Source organism: Synechococcus sp. MU1625 (genome assembly GCF_020514205.1).
Lineage (GTDB): Bacteria > Cyanobacteriota > Cyanobacteriia > PCC-6307 > Cyanobiaceae > Parasynechococcus.
The window spans coordinates 111,014-125,811 of sequence record NZ_VTLA01000003.1; the positions used below are offsets into that span (position 1 = coordinate 111,014).

A 14,798-nucleotide genomic window follows, 5' to 3' on the forward strand; every position below is an offset into this window, starting at 1 on the left:
GGGGGGCTGGGTTCACCCGCCATGCTGGGCCCCAGCTACGCCCGTGAGCCATGTCGCCCCTGTCGTCGCCGGAATCCTTTGAACTGCTGGAAACGGTGGAAGCAGTGGATGCCCGCAAGATCCGTTTCGAGCGCAACCGGATCAAGCTGCCGATGGGGGTGGAGGCCACCTTCGGAATGATTCGCCATCCCGGTGCGTCCCTGGCGGTGCCGATTACTGATGACGGCCAGGTGGTGCTGCTGCGGCAGTACCGCTTTGCAGTGCAGGCGAGGCTGCTCGAGTTTCCTGCCGGCACCCTGGAAGAGGGCGAAGACCCTCTGGAATCGATGCAGCGGGAATTGGGCGAAGAAGCTGGCTACAGCGCAGCACGCTGGGATGTCCTGGGGCCGATGCTCCCTTGCCCGGGCTATTCCGATGAGGTGATCCACTGCTTCCTGGCCCGGGATCTCACCCTCCTGGAGAACCCACCGGCCGGTGATGAGGACGAAGATCTGGAGGTGGTGCTGATGACACCTGCTGCGCTGGATGCGGCCCTGGCCTCTGGCGATGAATGGCTCGATGGCAAGAGCGTTACCGCCTGGTATCGCGCCAAGCAGGTTCTCGGCTTCTGATGACAACGTCTCGCGTTTTGTTCTGGCACCGCCGCGATCTGCGCCTGGCGGACAATCTGGGACTGGCAGCTGCCGCTGAGATCAGCCCGGCGCTGACCGGCGTGTATGTGCTCGACCCCAAGGTCATCGATCCTCCGGAGCATCTGCCGGCGATGGCGCCGGCCCGGCTGTGGTTTTTGGTTGAAAGCCTGGTTGAACTGCAGCAGCGCTGGCGGGAGGCCGGTAGCCGTCTGGTCATTCTCGAGGGGGATCCTCCGGACGTGCTGCCAGAGCTGGCAGAGCAAATCGGCGCCGAGGCCGTGGTGTGGAACCGCGATGTGGAGCCCTATGCCCGTGAGCGGGACCGCCAGGTGGCGAGGCGGCTCCAGGCCGATGGTCGGAAGGTGGTGGTGGACTGGGATCAGCTGCTGATCGCTCCTGAGCTGGTCAAGACCGGTGGTGGTGATCCTTACCGGGTCTACGGCCCCTTTCTGCGCAACTGGCGCGGCCAAGTGCTGGCCAAGCAGCCCAGCACCGTTGCCGCCCCCACCGGGCTGGTGGATCTGGATCCCGTCCACGTGCCGGCGGGGGATTCCCTTGCGGCATTGCGGGAGAGCCATGGTTTCAAGGGCACCGAGATCTGCCCCTGCCTTCCCGGCGAGGCGGCGGCCTTGGAGCAACTCACGAGGTTTTGTGATGGACCGCTGCTCGGCTACGAGCCTGATCGCAATTTTCCCGGTACCGCCGGCACCTCGACCCTCAGTGCTGCCCTCAGTGTGGGCACCCTCAGCCCCCGGCAGGCTTGGTGTGCCGCCCAGGACTCCCGCGCGCTGGCCCGCTCCGAGGAGCAGCTCCATGCCATTGCCGTGTGGGAGCAAGAGTTGTGCTGGCGCGAGTTTTACCAGCAGGCGCTGTTCCATTTCCCCGAACTGGCCGATGGCCCCTACCGCGAGCAGTGGCGCCGTTTCCCTTGGGAGAACAACGAGGACTGGTTCGACTTCTGGAAGGAGGGCCAGACCGGCATGCCGATCATCGATGCCGCCATGCGTCAGCTGAATCAGACCGGCTGGATGCACAACCGCTGCCGCATGATCGTGGCCTCTTATCTGGTCAAAGATCTGATCTGCGACTGGCGTTGGGGCGAGCGCGCTTTTATGGAGCTGGAGGTGGATGGCGACTTGGCCGCCAACAACGGTGGTTGGCAATGGAGTGCCAGCAGCGGCATGGATCCCAAGCCGCTGCGCATCTTCAACCCTGCCACTCAGGCCTCCAAGTTCGATTCAGCCGGTGATTACATCCGCCAGTGGGTGCCGGAGCTGCGCCATGTGAACACCAAAGATTTGCTCAGCGGAGAGATCGGTGCTTTCGAGCGGAGGGATTACCCCGAACCCCTGGTGGATCACAAGAAGCAGCAGGCCAAGTTCAAGGCGCTTTACGCCACCATCCGGTCCTGATCGCGCCCTTCGCTGCGGCGGAACTGGGCTGGAGCATTGGACACCAGCAGTTGGCGCAGGGTGTCGATCACCGTTTGTTGCTGGTCTTCCTTTAACTCAGGGAAGATCGGCAGGCTGAGAACTTGGCTGCAGAGTTGTTCTGTCACCGGCAGGGAGCCCTGCTTCAAGCCGAGGTGGGCGTAGGCCGGTTGCCGGTGAATCGGAATCGGGTAGTAGATGATCGTGCTCACACCGCGCTCCTGAAGGGTCTGTTTGAGCCAGTCGCGGCAGCAGCTCTCCGGGATCCCGTGGCGTGCACTGGTGGTGGAGGGATTACAGCTGGCGTTGCAGAGCGGTTGGCCGGTGGGGCAGCTGCCGATGCGCACGACGAACTGGTTCCAGCTGTGGCCTTCGTTGGAGGACGGCAGGGTGAGTCCTTGGAGATCCCCGAGGGCATCTCGGTAACGGGAGGCAATGGCTGTGCGGTTGCTGATCCAGCTCTCCAGCTTCGGCAGTTTCACATTCAGCACTGCTGCCTGAATGGCATCAAGTCGGCTGTTGTACCCAAGGCTCGTGTGCAGGTAGCGCTCGGGCATGCCATGCACGGCCAGCTCGCGCATGGCCTGGGCCAGATCGGCATCGCTGGTGGTGACGGCACCAGCGTCACCGGCCGCACCGAGGTTTTTGGTGGGGAAAAAACTGAAGCAGCCAGCATCACCAAAGCTGCCTACGGGTTGGCCGTTCCAGCGGGCTCCCGTGGCCTGGGCGCAGTCTTCGATCACCTTCAGTTGATGGCGCTCCGCAATCGCCATCAACTGGTTCATGTCCACCGCACGGCCAAATAGATGCACCGGCATCAGGGCCTTGGTGGCCGGGGTGATCGCGGTTTCGATTTGGTCGAAATCGATCAGGTAGGTGCTGGGGTCGACATCCACGAACACCGGTGTGGCGCCGACGGCGCTGATGGCTTCAGCGGTGGCGAAAAAACTGAACGAGCAGGTGATCACCTCATCGCCTGCACCAATGCCGAGGGCACGCAAGGCCAGGATCAGTGCATCGGTGCCGCTGTTGCAGCCCACGGTGTGGTCGCAGCCGACGCTGACGGCAAAGGCCTCCTCGAATTGTTTGATCTGCGGTCCGCCGATGTACTGACCGCTGCGCAACACCGCAAGAACCGCCTCTTCGAGGTCCACACCCAGATCGTTGATCTGCTGGCCGAGGCTGAAGGGAGGTACCTGCATGAAGGAAAGCTTAAGTGGCTCCGCCGAACCACTCCGGTTCGTGTCCGGGGTTCCACTTCACATTGCAGCCCACTGAGGCTGTCTGCTCCGGGTTCACCGGTGCTCCCGTCAGCACGGAAATGAGGGCGGCCCGCAGGTCTCGGCCGTCGAGGGGCTGATCATTACCGGGTCGGCTGCCGTCCAACTGGCCTCGATAACGGAGGGTCTGTAGGCCTTTGTTTTCGGGTGCAAACAGGTAGAACTCCGGCGTGCATGCAGCCTGAAGCGCCTTGGCCAGGTTCTGCTGCTCATCCAGCAGATATGGAAAGCTCCAGCCGTGGCGCCGGGCTTGATCCGCCAGTTGTGCCGGCCCGTCCTGGGGGTGGGTGATCAGGCTGTTGCTGCTCACGCCGACCAGTTGCAGCTGGTCGCCAAAGTCGTGCTCCAGCCGGGTGAGCTCTGGCTCCACGTGTTTCACAAACGGGCAATGGGCACAAAGCACCATCAGCAGCAGGGGGCGATGGTCCAGCGATTGGCTGTTCAGCCGGCCGCCCGTGACCTGGGGCAGATCAAAACCGGGCAGCGGCGTGCTCAGCGCCAGCATCGTGGATGGTGTCAGGGCCATGACGCGCAGGCAGATGCGGCGAATCTGCTTCAGGATGGCCACCTCCGGTGGTGATGGATGCCGCGCCTGCGTCTGATTTGGGGAGTTGCCTTACTGCTGGCGGCCTGCGGTGCCCCCAAGGAACCGCCCAGCTGGCGCTTGTTCCCTTTGCAGCGGTATGTGCCCCATGACGGCGTGGCCGTGGTGAGCCAGCCGGATGGGTATGGGATTCATATCTATTTGGAAACAGACACCAGCTTCCCGGGGGTCTGTCGTCCCCGATGGCTGCCGGATCCAGCCCGCCTGTTCAACGGCAACGGATCCACCCCGTTCAGTTCTGGTCTTGCGACCCGCCAGGAGTTTTTCGATGCGGTGTCCCGGCGTGATGTGCGGGCTTTGCTGGAGAAGGAGCTGGAGGCACTATGCGAGGCCCGCGCATCAGATGAGCGCTGGCAGTGGACTGAGCCGCCCCTCAGCGAAGACCAAGTGCTCCCCGTTCAGCTGCCATCTCTGGAGGAAGAGGACCTGCTGACCAATCCTGTGGAGGAACTGAAGCGGGTCCGGCAGTTGCTTAAGGATCAGCAGGATGGGGAGTAGCCCTCCCAAACCACTGCTTCGGCGTCCCGCCAGTAGCGGCTGAAACGCCCCAGCCGCGGTGGACGTTCCAGCTCCACGAAGGGCTTGGGATCCAGCAGGTCAAGCGGCAGTTCCGCCTCGATGGCAGCGCCAATGCGCTCCAGGCGTGGATCCACTGCGCTACTGCTCACCACACCATCGGCCTGATGGCGACGCGCAAAGGCCAGCACCTCATCAGCAACGCCCCCCTTTCGCAGGGTGACGGGAAGGTCGAGGGCGTTTTCGTAGAGGAAGCCAAGCCGTTTGCGGCTGATTCTTGCGTCTTGGATCCAGTGAGTGTCGAACACGAACACCGCAGGTGCCTCGGGCCAGGCCTGCAGCGCTGGGTTGTTGGCACCAAGGGCCTCCTCGTGAATCCAGAGGATCGGACGTTCAAAAGACATGAGGACTCTCCTGCTTATCGCTTGGGACGGGCCAGGGCGGCACTGGCGCCTCCGCTGCTCCGGCGTTGGCGGTTGCGCTGCTGGTTGCGGTTGTTGCCGGTCTCCCGAATGGCTGGCATCGGGGCGAACAGCTGGTTCTCGAGTTGGTCGTAGCTGCCTTCAAAGGGGCAGCTTTTCGCGCTGGGGCAGCTGTCGCAGTAGTGCCCGTCGCTGTAGCGCTCCAGGTTGCCGCGGTTGAAGAAATAGGGCTTGTGGCTGAAGGTGCTGGCCACCCACTGCCAGCTCAGATGGTTGCTGGCCGGGTCGCCATCCAGCAGGTGCTCAAGAAACCAGTCGGCTCCAGCCTTCCAGTGCACCCTTCGCCAGTGCACGAGCCAGGCGGCCATCCACATGCGGGCGTGGTTGTGCAGCCAGCCGGTGCTCACCAGTTGATCGCGGAAGCCATCCATGCAGGCCAGCCCTGTGGTCCCAGCGCGCACATCGGCCGGCAGCTCCCGGGCGTAGGCAGCAGCGTCATGGCCAGTCTTGAACGGTTCCTGATCGTCATGGATGCCATCCCCTAGATCGAGCCACATCCGTTGCCAGAAGTCCCGCCACCCGAGTTCGTTGATCAGCTTTCCGCCCTCATCGCGGTTGCGGATCCGTGCAAACACGGAATCGCGAACCTCCGCGAGGCCCAAAACACCATGGCGGATGTAGGGCGACAGCCCGGTGACCGCGCCCCTGAGGTGATTGCGGCTTTTGGCATAGCGCCTCGCGTCTATGCGCCGCAGTTTGTCTTCGGCTGCCTCACGACCACCGCGTATCGGGCTAAGAGTCCCTTCCGCCTCTGGAAACTCTTGCGCCAACAGGGCATTGAGGGCATCGCGGGAGGCGAATTGCCGCGGCAGGTCGCCGTTGATCGGGGGTGACGCAGCGCTGGGCACCGGCCTTCGTCAGCAAAGGAGCGGTGATCTTGGCGGGGGATGGGGGAGAATCGCGCGAATTCAACCCGTTCCGGTCTGTCCTGATGCTGCTTGATCTCACCGGCAAGAAGATTCTCGTTACCGGCATCGCCAACAACCGTTCCATCGCCTGGGGCATTGCTCAGCAGTTGAAGGCGGCGGGCGCTGAGCTGGGCATCACTTATCTGCCGGATGAAAAGGGCCGCTTTGAGTCCAAGGTGCGCGAACTCACCGCACCCCTGGAGCCCAGCCTGTTTTTGCCACTGAACGTGCAGGACGCCGAACAGATGGCCGAGGTCTTCGGGGAGATCAAGGAAAAGTGGGGGGTTCTCGACGGCCTGGTGCACTGCCTGGCTTTTGCAGGCAAGGAAGAGCTGATCGGCGACTACAGCGCCACCACCGCTGAAGGCTTTGCTCGTTCCCTCGATATCAGCGCCTATTCCCTGGCTCCTCTCTGTGCTCATGCCAAGCCGCTGTTCAGCGAGAAGGCCGGCGTGATCACCCTGTCGTATCTCGGCGCTGAGCGGGCCATCCCGAACTACAACGTCATGGGTGTGGCGAAGGCCGCGCTGGAAGCGTCTGTTCGCTACCTCGCCGCTGAGCTGGGTCCCGAGAAGCAGGTGCGCGTGAATGCCATTAGTGCTGGCCCGATCCGCACCCTGGCCAGCTCCGCCATTGGCGGCATCCTCGAGATGATCCACAACGTGGAGGAGAAGGCTCCCTTGCGTCGCACGGTCACCCAGATGGAAGTGGGCGGCACCGCAGCCTTCCTGCTCAGCGATCTGGCCAGCGGCATTTCCGGTCAGACCATTTATGTGGATGCGGGCTACTGCGTCACGGGGATGTAAGGCACGATGTGAACAGAGGAGGTGGAGTGATGGCACGCCAGGGAGACATTCATCGGGTCACCGGTGAAACCGATGTGAAGGTGCGTCTGGATCTGGATGGCTCCGGCCAGTGCCAGGCCAATACCGGAGTGGCATTCCTCGATCACATGCTTCATCAGATCAGCAGCCACGGACTGATCGACCTGGAGATCAATGCGGTGGGAGACACCCATATCGACGATCACCACACCAATGAGGACGTGGGGATTGCCGTGGGGCAAGCTTTGGCTCAGGCCCTGGGAGACCGCCGTGGTATCCATCGCTTCGGGCACTTCGTGGCACCGCTGGATGAGGCCCTGGTGCAGGTGGCACTGGATTGTTCCGGTCGCCCGCATCTCAGCTACAGCCTGACGATTCCCAGCCAGAAGATCGGCAGCTACGACACCGAGCTGGTCAAGGAGTTCTTCGTGGCGGTGGTCAACAACAGTGGCCTCACCCTGCACATCCGTCAGCTGGATGGCGTCAATTCACACCACATCGTGGAAGCCTGTTTCAAGGCCTTTGCCCGGGCCCTGCGCATGGCCACCGAGGTGGATCCACGCCGGGCCGGTGCCATCCCCAGCAGCAAAGGGGTTCTGGAGCAGGCCGGCGCCAACTGATAGCGGCGCCGCGCTTCACAGTCCGTTACGAGAGGATGGGAGGACGTTGATCGTTCGCCCGTGACCGTCGCCCCCGCCAGCAGCTACGACCGCAGCGACTGGTCCAGCGCCTTCGTCAATGTGGAGGAGGAGCTCACCGATGTGGCCTTAACGCCGGTGCGTGGAAGCGTTCCGGCGGAGCTTCAGGGCACCTTCTACCGCAATGGCCCCGGGCGTCTGGAGCGCGATGGACACCGCGTCCATCACCCCTTCGATGGCGACGGCATGATTGCGGCGATGCGGTTTGAGAACGGCAGCGTCCAGCTCAGCAACCGCTATGTCCGCACCGAGGGCTGGCTGGCGGAGGAGAAGGCTGGCAAGGTGCTTTACCGGGGGGTCTTCGGTAGCCAGAAGCCCGGTGGTCGTTTGGCCAATGCGTTTGATCTGCGCCTGAAGAACATCGCCAACACCAACGTGGTGCGCCTCGGCGATCAGCTGCTCGCTCTTTGGGAGGCTGCCGAGCCCCATGCGCTGGATCCCCGCAGCCTGGAGACTCGCGGTCTTTCGCGGCTCGATGGTGTGCTGAAAAAGGGTGAAGCCTTCAGTGCCCACCCCCGCTTCGATCCCGGCCATAACGGCCGTCCCTGCATGGTCACTTTTGGGGTGAAGACCGGACCTCGCAGCACCATTCGCTTGATGGAGTTCGCCACCGATGGCCCCCAGGCCGGGGCGTTACTGCACGACCGCTCCGACAGCTTTCCCGGTTTCGCCTTCCTCCACGATTTCGCCATCACCCCCAACTGGGCGGTGTTCCTGCAGAACGCCATCGCCTTCAACCCCCTTCCTTTCGTAACCGGCGAAAAGGGTGCGGCTCAGTGCCTGGCATCCCAACCCGGTGGGAAAGGGCGTTTTTGGCTGATACCGCGAGACTCCGGTCATTTTGCCGGTCAGAAGCCGCGCATCCTCGAAGCCCCCGACGGCTTCGTCTTCCATCATCTGAATGCGTTTGAAGACGGTGATCATCTCGTGGTGGAGAGCATCGTCTACGACGATTTCCCGTCCATCGGTCCCGATGACGACTTCGCTCAGGTGGATTTCGACACGGTGCCGGAAGGAATCCTGCACCGTTGTCGCCTCGACCTCAGCCGGGAATCGGTGCAGACCGAGCGGATCAGCGAGCGCACCTGTGAGTTCGCCATGGTCAACCCCGAGCGTCAGGGTCTCAGCGCTCGCTATGCCTGGATGGCAGTGGCCGAGCGTGAGACGGGCAATGATCCGCTGCAGGCGATCCAGAAGCTTGACCTCGATTCCGGTGCCACCCACACCTGGAGTGCGGCACCCCGTGGCTTCGTGAGTGAGCCGCTGATGGTGCGCCGACCCGGTGCGGAGTCCGAGGACGACGGCTGGGTTCTGGATTTGGTCTGGAACGGAGCCCGTGCCGCATCTGATCTGGTCATCCTCAATGCCCGCGATCTCGCGGAAGTTGCGGTGCTGGAGCTGCCTTTGGCTGTTCCCCATGGCTTGCACGGCAGCTGGGCACCCCAACGCTGATACGTTGAGGCCCCTCGCAGGCCTCACGGGTGCCAACGTCATTCACGCGTCCGCAAATCAAACGTGATGAGCGGATGCTGTGGATCCATGCCGGTCCCCATAAGGCAGCCAGTAGTTACGTCACCGAGCGACTTCGGCAAAACCGGGACCATCTCGCAGCCCAAGGTGTGTTGATGGACGGTGATGACAATCGTCTGGCCAACGCCATTGCACAAAAAAACTATGAACCCGTTGAGGAAGCGCTGGCCACCCTGCCTTCTTCACTTCACAGGGTTTTACTTAGTAGTTCCTCTTTGGATGATCGGATCCTTAGTCGAACTGCCTTGGGCAGATTGCAGGCCCTGGTTGAGCGTCAGGGGTTCAAATTAGGAGTCAGTTACTTCGTTAGAGATCAGCAGTCTTGGTTGAATTCAGTCTACGCACATCGAGTTCGACGTTTTCGAGAGACGCCTGATTTTGAGCGATATTGTGATTACATTATGCATGATTCTGACTCGTGGGATATTTCTTATCCATCCAAATTTCGTGTGCTGAGTCGCTTCCCCTCGATTGCGACGTTGTTTCTTCCTTTGTCCAAGCAGGTGGCGATCACCGATCCGTTTCTGGCCTTGGTTGATGCTCTGGGTCTGGATGCTCCATCGGGTGAACAGGGCTGGTTGGCGGGCCGTTCCTCGAAGCAGAACATCCAGCCTGGCGCCCGGGGTATCTGGATGTCGGCTCTGTGTCGCCGCTTGATGGTGGAGACGGGTTTCGATCCGGAAGTGCTGAAGCGGAAGGGCAAGGTCATCCGTGACCTCGCGATCGAACTTGGCTGGGATCGGGAGAAGTTTGACGGTTTTGATCAACCGCTTCATGACAGGGTGTCGGCCTTTTATGCCAGCTCTAACGAGGCTTTTGCACAGCAACACTGGGGTGTCAGTTGGGACAGCCTCTTCCCAGTGCGGCCTGCGGGGCAACAGGTTTATTCGGGGCCTGGGGCCGAGGCGGAGCGGAAGGAGATGCGAGATCTGATGGTTCGCGTGCTGAGGGAGCTGCGTTTCCCCTGGCGCTTGCGGCGTCGTTTCTTTTCTCTGTACGACGCCGCTGTTTGAAGGCGGTTTAGATCAGCTAAGGCCTTCGCGCTTGGCCTCTTTCCAGGCCAGCCGTGGCGCGCTCCAGAGGGTTGCCAGCACCAAGGGCGTGACAGGAACCGCTGTGATCACGATGAAGGCTTGCAAGGCGTCGATGGAGGTGCTGTCGCCCAGGCCCGTGCCGATGCGCAGCAACACCAGTGTGAGGCTGCCAATCATCAAGGCCCAGAACAGCCGCAGCAGAGCGGGCGGCTCATTGCGGCCGCTCACCACCATGGCTGCGGCGTAACTCATCGAGTCGGCGCTGGTGCACATGAACAGCACCACCAGCAATAGGCCGATCGGAATCAGCAGGCCGGCTAGGGGCAACTGGCTGAGGATGGTCAGCAGCGCAGCGGCGGCTCCGTTTTGGGCCAGGGCTTCACTGATGCCACCTCCGGCTAGCTCGAGATGTAATCCGGTGCCCCCAAGCAGGGTGAACCAGAGATTGGTCACGATCGGGCAGAGGATCGCTACGGCCAGTACCAGCTCACGGATGCTGCGGCCGCGGCTGACGCCGGCGGTGAAGAGCCCCATTAGCGGCGCATAGCCAAGGAACCAACCCCAGTAGAAGACAGTCCAGCCGTTCACCCAGTTCGAAGGCGCTGCGTTGGGTGCAAGAGCCATCTGCGGCAGATGGACCAGATAACTGAAAAAGCCGCTGAAAAAGTGCTGGATCAGCCAGAAGCCAGGGCCTAAGAACAGAAGGCCTGCCGCCATGGCCAGAGTGAGCCATACGTTGAGCTCCGACAGCCACTTGATGCCCTTTTGAATGCCGCTAACGGTGGATGTCGCAAAGACGGCCGTCAGAAGCACCACCACCAAGGATTGCAAGCCGGCACTGTCGGTGAGCCACGGCAGTTTCCCTGCAGCGTTGCTGAGCTGCAGGGAAAGGAATCCCAGGGGGCCAACGGTGCCGGCGATCGCTGCCACCACAGACAAGCCGTCCGCCAGGTGGCCGATCGGGCCATCCACCCAGCTGCGCGGCACGATGTTCACCAGCAGGGTGCGGGGACGCAGGGGTTCACCGCGACGTTCGAGGATCGAGAAGGTGATCGTGGTGGTAGTGGCTACAAGAGCCCAGGCCAGGAACCCCCAGTGCAGAAAACTCACCGCCAGGGCAGGATCCACCGCTGCGGCTGTGCTGCCTTCGACACCTTCAAAGACCGGTGATGGTGTTTGGAAGTGATACAGCGGTTCGGCTGCAGACCAGAACACACCACCTCCCGCCAGCAGGGTGCAGATCAGCACCGCGCACCAATCGAAGAATTTGAAGCTCGGCTTGGCGTCCGCTCCGCCAAGCCGGAGTTTGCCGATAGGGCTGATGGCAAGGATCAGCGCGATCAGAAACAGCAGCACCACCATCCATTGCCAAACTCCCCCAAGGGCATCACTGATCACGGCTTTGCCGGTTTCAGTGAAATGCTTGGCCAGAGCCAGGTCGATGGCCGAGACCAACAGAAAAATCAGCAGGGGGATGGCGCCGACCCAGAGAGGGGGCTGTTGCCACCAGGAACGCTGGTTTGCGGGGTTGTCAGACATCGGATGAGGGGTGAAAGGTCAGGCTCGGACGGCGTCGCGTTGGTGGCTCCAGCAGGAGAGATCCACTGCAGGTTGTTCACCACTGGCGAGGCGTGCCAGAGAATCACCAATCAGGGGAGCGAACTTGAAGGCCTGGCCGGATCCCCCTGCAAACAGACTCAGCTTTGGGGTGAGCCGATCCAGCACGAAGTTCACATCGCTGGCCATGGAGTACGGGCTGATCACGGTCTCGACTCGCTCCTGAACTCCCTCCAATTCGTTGAACAAGAAGGTGTCGAGCAGCTCCACCAGTCGGGCTGGTGGCTCGGTGGCCATGGCGTTGGGTGCGGCGACTCTCAGTTCTCTTGGGGCCCAGTCGATACCGGCCTTGATCCGGGGCCGGCCATCCGCCGTTTGGCTCAACACGGGGAAGCCGTAGTACAGGCCACCGTCGTCGCCTCGTTCTTGCTGGAAGCAGAACCACTGGGGGTAGCGATCAGCGAGTGCTGGGTTGACGGTGTAGTGGGCCCAAAGCATCGGCCACACCTCCAGTTTCGGTGCCAAGCCGAGGGGGGCCAGCAACAGTTGGCTCCAGATCCCGCAGGCCACCACCAGTTGGCTTGCGGCGATGTGCTCGCCGCTCTGCAGGGTGACGCCTCCACCATCGGGATCCAGTCCGGCCACTGGGTAGTGCTCGATCAGCTGATGGCCGGCGTTACGGGCGGTATTGATCCAGTGGGTGACAACTTTGTCGCTGCGCACTGCACCGGCGGTGGGTTCGAACAGGCCAGTGAAACCCGTCTTCGGCTTCAGCGGGAAACGGGCAGCGATCTGTTCGGCATTGAGGGCCTCATAGGGGATCCCCTGATCGTCCATGACCCGGCGGGCCCCGGGGATCGATCCCTCAATCGTTTCCTCATCCCAGCTTTCGCCGTAGAAGAGCAGGCCGTGGGTCTCTCTCAGCTGCTCGCCGGCGTGAGTTTCCTCTTCCCGCCAAAGGCGATTGGCCTCCTGGGCCAGACGGCAGAGCACCGGGTCGGAATACATCTCCCGGAACATCCGGGTTTCGCCGTAGCTGCTGGCCTTGGCGTGGGCCAGGGTCTTGGCTTCGAGCAGCACCACATCGCGCACGCCGCGGCGGGCAAGGGATGCAGCGCAGCTCAGGCCCGCCATGCCGCCGCCGACGATCACGACCGCTGCGCGGCTGGGCAGTGAGGAGGGCGTGCTCATTCGCTATCTCCAAAGCTGAGGCCGATGGGATCGGTGGAGGGTGTCGCCGCCACTTCCTCGAGGGCGGCCCCAACCGACAAACCCTGTTCGCGCTGATTGAGATAGTCGCTTGCCCGCCGGCGCACCTCATCGCGTACGAAGGCATAGACGTCCGTGGCGCCTGCGTCCTTCCAGGCATCGGGGGAGAACCGCTCGATCGAATCGGCGATCACGGCGCCAGCATTCACAAGAGGGTCCGGCAGCACCCGCACACCGCGGCGACGCAGGTCGTCTGCTAACTGCGGTTGCTGGAAGGGGGCATTGGCTGCAGGAACCACGGCGGGGGTCTTCAAGGCCGTTGCCATTTCGGCGTTGATCAACCCGGAGATGGAACAGGGCAGCACCAGGTCGAGGTCCAGTTCCCACCAGGCACAGCTCTCCGGCAGAGGCGTCGCGCCGGGAAAACTGGCTCTCTCGCGATCCAGATCCACGGTGAACACCGTCCAGCCGTGATCGACGAGATGACGGGCCACCGTTCCGCCGACGGCACCGCAGCCGTGCACGAGGGCCCGGCCGGGAATGGCGTCTTTGAGGTCCTTCTCCAGCACTGCCTCCACGGCGCCGAGGGTGCCATGGGCAGTGGCGGCACTGGCGTCTACTGGGCTGCCGACCGCCGCCAGCACATGCGGTGTGAGCGCCGTCAGACGCTCCATGTCCTCCAGGCTGGTGTTGAGATCGCAGCCAGTGATCATGGCGCCATCGAGCGACTCCAGCAGCTCGGCGGTGACGCTGATCAGTTCATCCTTGACCGCATCGGGCTCCGCTGCCCGGGCGACGATCTTGCCTCCAGCAAAACCGGTGCCGTAGAGATCGTGCTTGTGGGTCATCAACCCCGCCAGCCGCTGTCCGTCAGCGATGCAGGCCTCATCGCTGGGGTAATTCAGCAGGCGCAGGCCCCCGTTGGCGGGGCGCTTGGCATCAGTGTCTTCCGCCACCACGAACACCGAGAGGTGGTCGGAGACGTGTTCCGCCAGCACCGACACAGTCGGGGATGCTTTCTTGCTGCTGCTCATCAGGCCACCTTCTCCATCATCTGGTGGTGTTCGACGTAGTCGAGACTCCATTCGCTGGGGGTTTCGGCGATGCGCTGTTGCAGACGCTCGTACACCGTGTCTGCAGCGGCGTCCCCGGCAGCACTGGCGAAGCTGTGGCGACTCCAGCTGCGGATCGTCGCCATTAAGCCCGCGGCGAAAGCGGTCGTGTCACCGTTGTTGTTCCAGCGGCGTCTGTAGGGGCACTTCACATAGACTGTCCGCTCGTCCACGAGGCGCAGTCCGTTGCGGTAGGCGGCGCTGCTCTCGTCCTTCAGCGGAGCCATGAACTCCTCGGGGGACTTGTAGAAATTCAGAACGGTGCCTTTTTTGTATTGCTCTGCGCTGATCAGACCTTCCTCGGCCATGCCGCGCCAGATCTGGTGCAATTGGTCGTGCACATTGCGGGTTTCGCCGCCGTTATGACCGAGATAGCGTCCTTCGTTATCGCGTGAGAGGTTCACGGTCAGCAGTCGCCCGCCCACCTTCAGCTCGCGACTACGCAGTTCGAGGATGTAGTTCCAGTCCTTCATCGCCTGGGCGGTGAAACGCTCAAGGGCATCGGCATCACTGGAGGCCAGCACATGGGTGTGGCTATCGAGTGGTCCGGGCGAAGCGCTCAGCCAGTGCATGGCGGTTGCGGAGAAGCCGAAGCTCACGCTGTCCGGGGCCACGGAGGGCTCGTAGAAGCTGCGGGCACTCACCAGCACTGTTGGCTTTGGATCCCGGGGAATCTGCAGAGCCAGGTTTTCTGCCAGAGCGAGGTTGTCGTTGCTCGGTAAGTCGTTGCCGATCAGCGTCAGATGAGCATTCGGCTGGTTGGCATGCAGGCGATCCAGCACCTGATTCCAGAGCCCTACAGCAGTGCCGCCATCGGCAGCTCCGTAATCGATCAGGACATGGCTGTCTGCGACAGCCAGTTGATTCACACAAGTCAAGGCCCAGTCCGAGGCGGCTTCAATGCACAGAAGAGCGCCTTCGGTCTGCGCGCTGTAACCCGTGGTCATGGCGATGGCCATGGACCTCGTCAGCGGCAGGCCTC

General features: G+C 62.4%; 15 protein-coding genes. 7 read left to right on the plus strand and 8 right to left on the minus strand.

Going from position 1 to position 14,798, the window contains the following annotated elements; translation table 11 throughout:
* The first annotated feature begins 50 nt into the window (after positions 1–50).
* Positions 51–611 (plus strand): NUDIX hydrolase, encoded by a 561-nt coding sequence (locus tag FZX13_RS07685; protein WP_226408999.1) that lies wholly within the window; start codon positions 51–53, stop codon positions 609–611.
* Positions 611–2,044: an FAD-binding domain-containing protein gene (locus tag FZX13_RS07690; RefSeq protein WP_226409001.1), complete on the plus strand. Its 1,434-nt coding sequence runs from the start codon at positions 611–613 to the stop codon at positions 2,042–2,044. The genes FZX13_RS07685 and FZX13_RS07690 overlap by 1 nt, the downstream gene beginning before the upstream one ends.
* Here the strand turns inward: FZX13_RS07690 and FZX13_RS07695 are convergent.
* On the minus strand, positions 2,023–3,264 hold the full coding sequence (locus FZX13_RS07695; RefSeq protein ID WP_226409003.1) for a DegT/DnrJ/EryC1/StrS aminotransferase family protein: 1,242 nt from the start codon (positions 3,262–3,264) through the stop codon (positions 2,023–2,025). The two genes, FZX13_RS07690 and FZX13_RS07695, sit on opposite strands and share 22 nt — an antisense overlap.
* 10 nt (positions 3,265–3,274) lie before the next feature.
* Positions 3,275–3,868, minus strand: a complete 594-nt coding sequence (locus tag FZX13_RS07700) for a thioredoxin family protein (protein ID WP_226409005.1) — start codon at positions 3,866–3,868, stop codon at positions 3,275–3,277.
* Between the two features lie 57 nt (positions 3,869–3,925).
* Between FZX13_RS07700 and FZX13_RS07705 the strand changes: the two genes are divergently transcribed.
* Positions 3,926–4,444, plus strand: coding sequence for a hypothetical protein (locus FZX13_RS07705; protein WP_226409007.1), 519 nt, complete (start codon positions 3,926–3,928; stop codon positions 4,442–4,444).
* Here FZX13_RS07705 and FZX13_RS07710 read toward each other — a convergent pair.
* Positions 4,426–4,866: a hypothetical protein gene (locus FZX13_RS07710; RefSeq protein ID WP_226409009.1), complete on the minus strand. Its 441-nt coding sequence runs from the start codon at positions 4,864–4,866 to the stop codon at positions 4,426–4,428. The two genes, FZX13_RS07705 and FZX13_RS07710, sit on opposite strands and share 19 nt — an antisense overlap.
* A gap of 14 nt (positions 4,867–4,880) precedes the next feature.
* Entirely contained in the window at positions 4,881–5,792 is a 912-nt protein-coding gene (locus FZX13_RS07715; protein WP_226409011.1) for an FAD-binding domain-containing protein, read from the minus strand.
* Between the two features lie 83 nt (positions 5,793–5,875).
* Here FZX13_RS07715 and fabI point away from each other — a divergent pair, with 83 nt between their 5' ends.
* From fabI to FZX13_RS07735, 4 genes are all read left to right on the plus strand, one after another.
* The gene (fabI, locus tag FZX13_RS07720) at positions 5,876–6,658 is read left to right on the plus strand and encodes an enoyl-ACP reductase FabI (RefSeq protein ID WP_166016435.1); all 783 of its coding nucleotides are present in this window, start codon (positions 5,876–5,878) and stop codon (positions 6,656–6,658) included.
* Between the two features lie 29 nt (positions 6,659–6,687).
* On the plus strand, positions 6,688–7,296 hold the full coding sequence (gene hisB, locus FZX13_RS07725; protein WP_226409012.1) for an imidazoleglycerol-phosphate dehydratase HisB: 609 nt from the start codon (positions 6,688–6,690) through the stop codon (positions 7,294–7,296).
* Between the two features lie 60 nt (positions 7,297–7,356).
* On the plus strand, positions 7,357–8,826 hold the full coding sequence (locus tag FZX13_RS07730; RefSeq protein WP_226409014.1) for a carotenoid oxygenase family protein: 1,470 nt from the start codon (positions 7,357–7,359) through the stop codon (positions 8,824–8,826).
* A 527-nt stretch (positions 8,827–9,353) separates the two neighbouring features.
* Positions 9,354–9,917, plus strand: coding sequence for a hypothetical protein (locus tag FZX13_RS07735; protein ID WP_226409016.1), 564 nt, complete (start codon positions 9,354–9,356; stop codon positions 9,915–9,917).
* A 12-nt stretch (positions 9,918–9,929) separates the two neighbouring features.
* Here the strand turns inward: FZX13_RS07735 and FZX13_RS07740 are convergent, their stop codons facing one another.
* Genes FZX13_RS07740 through FZX13_RS07755 form a run of 4 tightly spaced genes read right to left on the minus strand, consistent with a single transcriptional unit; the run spans position 9,930 to position 14,775 of the window.
* Positions 9,930–11,477, minus strand: a complete 1,548-nt coding sequence (locus FZX13_RS07740; RefSeq protein ID WP_226409018.1) for a BCCT family transporter — start codon at positions 11,475–11,477, stop codon at positions 9,930–9,932.
* An 18-nt stretch (positions 11,478–11,495) separates the two neighbouring features.
* Positions 11,496–12,686, minus strand: a complete 1,191-nt coding sequence (locus FZX13_RS07745; RefSeq protein WP_226409020.1) for an FAD-dependent oxidoreductase — start codon at positions 12,684–12,686, stop codon at positions 11,496–11,498.
* The gene (locus tag FZX13_RS07750) at positions 12,683–13,738 is read right to left on the minus strand and encodes a Glu/Leu/Phe/Val dehydrogenase dimerization domain-containing protein (protein WP_226398364.1); all 1,056 of its coding nucleotides are present in this window, start codon (positions 13,736–13,738) and stop codon (positions 12,683–12,685) included. The genes FZX13_RS07745 and FZX13_RS07750 overlap by 4 nt, the downstream gene beginning before the upstream one ends.
* On the minus strand, positions 13,738–14,775 hold the full coding sequence (locus tag FZX13_RS07755) for a class I SAM-dependent methyltransferase (protein WP_226409022.1): 1,038 nt from the start codon (positions 14,773–14,775) through the stop codon (positions 13,738–13,740). The genes FZX13_RS07750 and FZX13_RS07755 overlap by 1 nt, the downstream gene beginning before the upstream one ends.
* Positions 14,776–14,798 lie beyond the last annotated feature (23 nt).

Bases quoted from the DNA above. Each gene is read 5' to 3' on its own strand.
- FZX13_RS07750 (WP_226398364.1), bottom strand. From the start codon at position 13,738: ATGAGCAGCAGCAAGAAAGCATCCCCGACTGTGTCGGTGCTGGCGGAA.
- FZX13_RS07755 (WP_226409022.1), bottom strand. From the start codon at position 14,775: ATGGCCATCGCCATGACCACGGGTTACAGCGCGCAGACCGAAGGCGCT.
- FZX13_RS07740 (WP_226409018.1), bottom strand. From the start codon at position 11,477: ATGTCTGACAACCCCGCAAACCAGCGTTCCTGGTGGCAACAGCCCCCT.
- FZX13_RS07685 (WP_226408999.1), top strand. From the start codon at position 51: ATGTCGCCCCTGTCGTCGCCGGAATCCTTTGAACTGCTGGAAACGGTG.
- fabI (WP_166016435.1), top strand. From the start codon at position 5,876: ATGCTGCTTGATCTCACCGGCAAGAAGATTCTCGTTACCGGCATCGCC.
- FZX13_RS07710 (WP_226409009.1), bottom strand. From the start codon at position 4,866: ATGTCTTTTGAACGTCCGATCCTCTGGATTCACGAGGAGGCCCTTGGT.
- FZX13_RS07700 (WP_226409005.1), bottom strand. From the start codon at position 3,868: ATGGCCCTGACACCATCCACGATGCTGGCGCTGAGCACGCCGCTGCCC.
- FZX13_RS07705 (WP_226409007.1), top strand. From the start codon at position 3,926: ATGCCGCGCCTGCGTCTGATTTGGGGAGTTGCCTTACTGCTGGCGGCC.
- hisB (WP_226409012.1), top strand. From the start codon at position 6,688: ATGGCACGCCAGGGAGACATTCATCGGGTCACCGGTGAAACCGATGTG.
- FZX13_RS07745 (WP_226409020.1), bottom strand. From the start codon at position 12,686: ATGAGCACGCCCTCCTCACTGCCCAGCCGCGCAGCGGTCGTGATCGTC.
- FZX13_RS07695 (WP_226409003.1), bottom strand. From the start codon at position 3,264: ATGCAGGTACCTCCCTTCAGCCTCGGCCAGCAGATCAACGATCTGGGT.
- FZX13_RS07690 (WP_226409001.1), top strand. From the start codon at position 611: ATGACAACGTCTCGCGTTTTGTTCTGGCACCGCCGCGATCTGCGCCTG.